The organism is Mesorhizobium sp. M7A.F.Ca.MR.245.00.0.0 (assembly GCF_003997415.1).
In the GTDB taxonomy this organism is placed as follows: domain Bacteria; phylum Pseudomonadota; class Alphaproteobacteria; order Rhizobiales; family Rhizobiaceae; genus Mesorhizobium.
On the sequence record NZ_RZTE01000085.1, the window covers coordinates 1 to 4786 of the forward strand.

General features: G+C 62.1%; 3 protein-coding genes and 1 pseudogene. All 4 read left to right on the top strand.

The window, feature by feature from the left end:
• Positions 1-708 (top strand): annotated as a pseudogene (locus tag EOB80_RS34030) (cation:dicarboxylase symporter family transporter); the annotation flags it as partial.
• A 237-nt stretch (positions 709-945) separates the two neighbouring features.
• Positions 946-1230, top strand: coding sequence for a thioredoxin domain-containing protein (locus EOB80_RS35785; RefSeq protein WP_245463706.1), 285 nt, complete (start codon positions 946-948; stop codon positions 1228-1230).
• A 732-nt stretch (positions 1231-1962) separates the two neighbouring features.
• A complete protein-coding gene (locus tag EOB80_RS34040) occupies positions 1963-2964 on the top strand; it encodes a zincin-like metallopeptidase domain-containing protein (RefSeq protein ID WP_127319925.1) in 1002 nt (333 codons plus the stop codon).
• A gap of 185 nt (positions 2965-3149) precedes the next feature.
• A protein-coding gene (locus tag EOB80_RS34045; protein WP_127332353.1) for an IS1182 family transposase occupies positions 3150-4518 on the top strand; the annotation gives its coding sequence in 2 pieces (ribosomal slippage) (positions 3150-4070 and positions 4072-4518; 1368 coding nt in all).
• The last annotated feature ends 268 nt before the right edge of the window (positions 4519-4786 follow it).

Here is a 4786-nt window from a genome sequence, read left to right on the forward strand (position 1 = left end):
CCCGTCAACGATTGCCAGTGCCTTCGCGGAAGGCGACATCCTGCAAGTCTTGTTCCTCTCGGTCCTGTTCCTCTCGGTCCTGTTCGGCGCGGTCTGCCGCTACAACGGCCGCTCGCTCTTCTCTCTCGTCCGATACATCAAGGACGAGCTGCTGCTCGCAATGTCCTCCTCAGAGGCCGCGCTGGCCTCGCTCATGGAGAAGATGGAAAAGGCCGGCGCCACGCATTCGGTCGTGGGTCTCATTCCATTCAATCTGGACGGCACGAATATGATGCTCGCCGCCCTTTTCATCGCCCAAGCGACGAAAACTGATCTCCCGATCGGCTGCCGGATCCTCATGCTGTTTGTCGCATTGTTCCCTTCGAACGGAACAACCCGCATTACCGGTGCAGGCCTCGTCACAATGGCTGCAACGCTCTTTCTTGTTCCGGCCGCACCGGTCACCTCCGTGGGGCTTATTCTTGGCGTTGATCAGCTTATGTCCGAATGCCACGCGCTGACGGTTTTTCTCCGCAGCGTAGCGGCAACGCTGGCTGTCACCCGGTCCGGGGCGAGCGGGATAAACGACGATTCGGGGAGCGCCTCACTAGCGGACCGTTCAGCGCTCTGGCGGTGGACGGTCAAGTCGCCCGGCGTGGTGAACACAATTCCCCGTGCGAACGACGCTCAGCTATTGGGGTGGACCCGATGGCGCAAAGCCGTATTTGAGAAACCGCCAGATCGCACCGGCACTTTTGCGCCTGTAGCAACTGCGGGGCACGATTCAAAACTGACCCATTTTACACCAAAAAGGCGGGCCGTTGCTGCCACGCCGTCCATGGATTGGAGACTCATGTCTAAGCCGACTGCCATCACTGTCGCAGCTCTTCTTTTACTCCTCGCCTTGCTGGCGAGCCAATATAGCGCGAACCTGCACCGGCAGGCGTGGTCGACCGACAGGCAAAAGTGGAGCGGCGCATTCGACAACTATCTCCTTCGCCAATCGCCGGCAACCCGCAAGGCGATGCCGTTCTGGTCATATTCAATGACTACCACAACTGTCCGCATTGCAGACTGGCTGATATCAACTACCAAAAAGCCTTCAAGCATGAACCCAATCTGAAGCTTGTGATCAAACAGTTCCCGGTCCTGGGACCGGATTCCCAATTCCCAGCCTTCGCCGCACTCGCCTCGAGAAAACAGGGAAAGTTCGACGAATTCCACCGCGCCCTTATGATTTCCCCCAGTTGAAGGGTCACTCTCAAGATCGCAGCGCGTGTAGGCCTTGACGTTGAGCAGCTCAAGCGGGAATGCAAGATCCGGCCATCGCAGATGAAATGCACGCGTCCGCGCACTCGCGAAAGGTCTGCACTTAGACGGTACGCCCGCGTTGGTGGTCGGCGATATAGTGGCCGCCGGACCTTGTGGACATGGCCAGCTTGCAACGCTTGCATCGCCGATGCGCGCTCAAAGCGTGCTGGCTCTCGTGCGGGGCAGCATCTGTAGATCGGCCACGCTGTTGTTGCCGGAGCGTGCCGTTTGTGGCAGCTGGCTTGCTGTCGCTCCTCGTAATCTTGTTGCGGTCATCCAGCTGCCGTGGGCGCCAACAACAATCCTGAGCGCCCGCGCCTGAAGTCGCTGGCCGGGTGCTCGTGAACCGAGCCCGCTTTTCTTCGGCAAGCTCAGGCGGTCTTGGCCCTGCGGCATCGCCCCCTGGCGCGGGGCAGCCTTCGGCTGCTGACGGTCGCCGGCCTGTCGGCCGGCGTCTTTCTATTGTGGCCTTCCCCCTGGCGCAGGGTGGGCAGCACTCCCTTCTAGGCCCGCCGCGGCGTCCCGCAACCCTTCGCTTGTCGCTTTCGGGTCCTCCACTCCGTTCCGGTCCTGCTGATGCAGTCTGCCTCCGACGGCGGGCCTTTCCGGTCGCTTTTGCCGCCCACCCCGCTTCCGGGGAGGGCGCGCGATTGTAGAGCGGAGGACATCACGATGCGTGCAAACAACAAACGTTGCGGCAGCCGACAGGCTGGCGCAGACAGTGGCGGGCGCACCGGCGCCAGCCTTTATCAGGAAATCACCGACCGCATCATTGCCGAACTGGAGCGCGGCACCGTGCCATGGGTCAAGCCGTGGGGCAGGGCAAGGACAGGCCTCGGCCTGCCGCGGAATGCGGCCACCCAGCGCCGATATTCCGGCATCAATATCCTGATCCTGTGGGGCGCGGTCATCGAGCGTGGTTTCCCCAGCCAGAACTGGCTCACCTTCCGGCAGGCGCTTTCGCTTGGCGGCAATGTCAGAAAGGGCGAGCACGGCACCACCATCGTTCACGCTGACCGCTTTGTTCCCAAGAACGAAAAGCAACGCGCCGACACCGATGGCGACGAACCGCAGGCGGTGCCCTTCCTGAAGCGCTTCACCGTCTTCAATGTCGCGCAGTGCGATAATCTGCCCGAACATCTTTACGACGCCGGCGAGCCTCTGCCTGAGCGCGAGATTGTCCCGCAGGCCGAGGCGCTCATTCATGCAACCGGCGCTGATTTTCGCATCGGCGGCGAGCGCGCCTTCTACATGCCCGGCAGCGACACCATACAGGTGCCGCCGCAGCCGGCTTTCTTCCACCAGATCGACTATTACCGGACCTGCTTTCACGAGCTTGGCCACTGGACCGGCCACCCGAGGCGACTCGCGCGCGACCTGTCCGGCTCCTTCGGGTCCAACACCTATGCGCGCGAGGAACTCGTCGCCGAAATCGCATCAGCCTTCATCTGCAGCAGTCTCGGCATCGAGCCGACCGTGCGCCATGCCGACTACATCGGCTCATGGCTGACGGTTTTGCGCGAGGACAACCGCGCCATCTTCCGCGCCGCAAGCCATGCCTCGAAAGCCGCCGATTTCCTGCTTGGCCGCAATGTCGATGTCGAAGGTGAGGCACATGCCGAAACCGCCTATGGGACCGCGCAATCCTCACACGCGACCGCCTTGCGCCTCTGATGACGCAAAGCCGCGCGCAACCAACTCGACAGTTCTTTTGAGGTTGCCCTAACACCGATGGCCGGCGTTGGCGTGGATCGTTCATCGGACCGAGGTTCGCAAAAAAAGAGGGCGGCATTGATGCCGCCCTCTCAGACTGCTGACAAACCCCTGGCATTTGCTGGGGGTTTTTGATTCACTGGGTCATGTTGAAGCGACCCGCCCCTGAACAGACCGCGCTCGAGATGGTGACGCTGGATCAGTTGGTTCCTGCCGATCACCTTTTGCGCAAGATCGACCGTGTGATCGATTTCACCTTCATCCACGATCTGACCGCGCCGCTGTATTGCCCCGACAATGGCCGCCCGCCGCTCGACCCGACCTTGATGTTCAAGGCGCTGTTCATCGGCTACCTGTTTGGCGTTCGCTCGGAGCGGCAGCTGGTGCGCGAGATCGAGGTCAATGTCGCCTATCGTTGGTTCCTGCGACTGAAGCTGACGGACAAGGTGTTCGACGCCTCGACGTTGAGCCAGAACCGGCGGCGGCGTTACGACGACACCAGCGTGTCGCAGGCGATCTTCGACCGCATTGTTGAGCAGGCGATCCGGGCGGGCTTGGTCGACGGCACGGTGCTGTACACCGACTCCACCCATCTGAAGGCCAACGCCAACAAGGGCAAATACGATCTTGCCATGATCGCCAAGTCGCGGGCCGACTATTGGGCCGACCTCGATCGTGCGATCGACACCGAACGGGCGCTGCATGGCCAGAAGCCGCTGAAGCAGAAGGAGCGGCGGCCTGCGGTTAAGGAGACCAAGGTCTCGCGCACCGACCCCGACAGCGGCTACATGGTACGCGAGGGCAAGCCGAAGGGCTTTTTCTATCTCGACCATCGCACGGTGGATGCGGCGCACGCCATCATCACCGACACGCACACGACGGCGATCGTCCACGATTCGACCGTCTACCTGTCGAGGCTCGATCCGCAGGGGCAGCGCTTCGGCTTTGATGTCGGCGCCGTCGGGCTGGACGCCGGCTATGCCACGGCAGGCATCGCCAAAGGACTGGAGGATCGGGCAATCCGCGGTGTCACCGGTTATCGTCGCCCCAGACCGCCCAAGCCCGGCCATGATGGGTCCGTCCTCCTTCACCCATGAGCCGGCGGCTGATGGCTATCGCTGCCTACAGGGCCAGATGCTGGCCTACGCCACCACCGACCGCAATGGCTACCGCCACTACAAGAGTGACCCGGCTATCTGCCGCGACTGCCCGCTGCTTGCCTCCTGCACCAGCAATGCCAAGGCCCAACGCACCATCATCCGCCATGCCTGGGCCGATGCGAAGGAGCGCACCGACGCCAACCGGCTGACCGCATGGGGCAAGGCTATCTACCGCCGCCGCAAGGAGACCGTCGAGCGCTCCTTCGCCGACGCCAAGCAACTGCATGGTCACCGCTATGCGCGGTTCCGAAGTCTCACCAAGGTCGCCTGCCAGTGCCTGATCGCCGCCGCCGCCCAGAACATCAAAAAGATCGCCCTTTGCCTGTGCCCGAAACCCAAGCCGGCCCGCGCATGAGGCTCAATGCCTCTTGTCAAAATCTCCTGACACAAACAGTCCAAGACACTTCAATCACATAACAAAAAACCCCGCCGAAAATCGACGGGGTTTGTCAGCAGTCTGAGAGGGCGGCATTGATGCCGCCCTCTCGTTGCGAAAGCTGCCAGAGCTGGATTAGAAATCCATGCCGCCCATGCCGCCCATGCCGCCGCCGCCCATGCCGCCAGGCATGCCGCCGCCAGCCGACTCCTTCTTCGGAGCCTCCGCGATCATGGCTTCGGTGGTG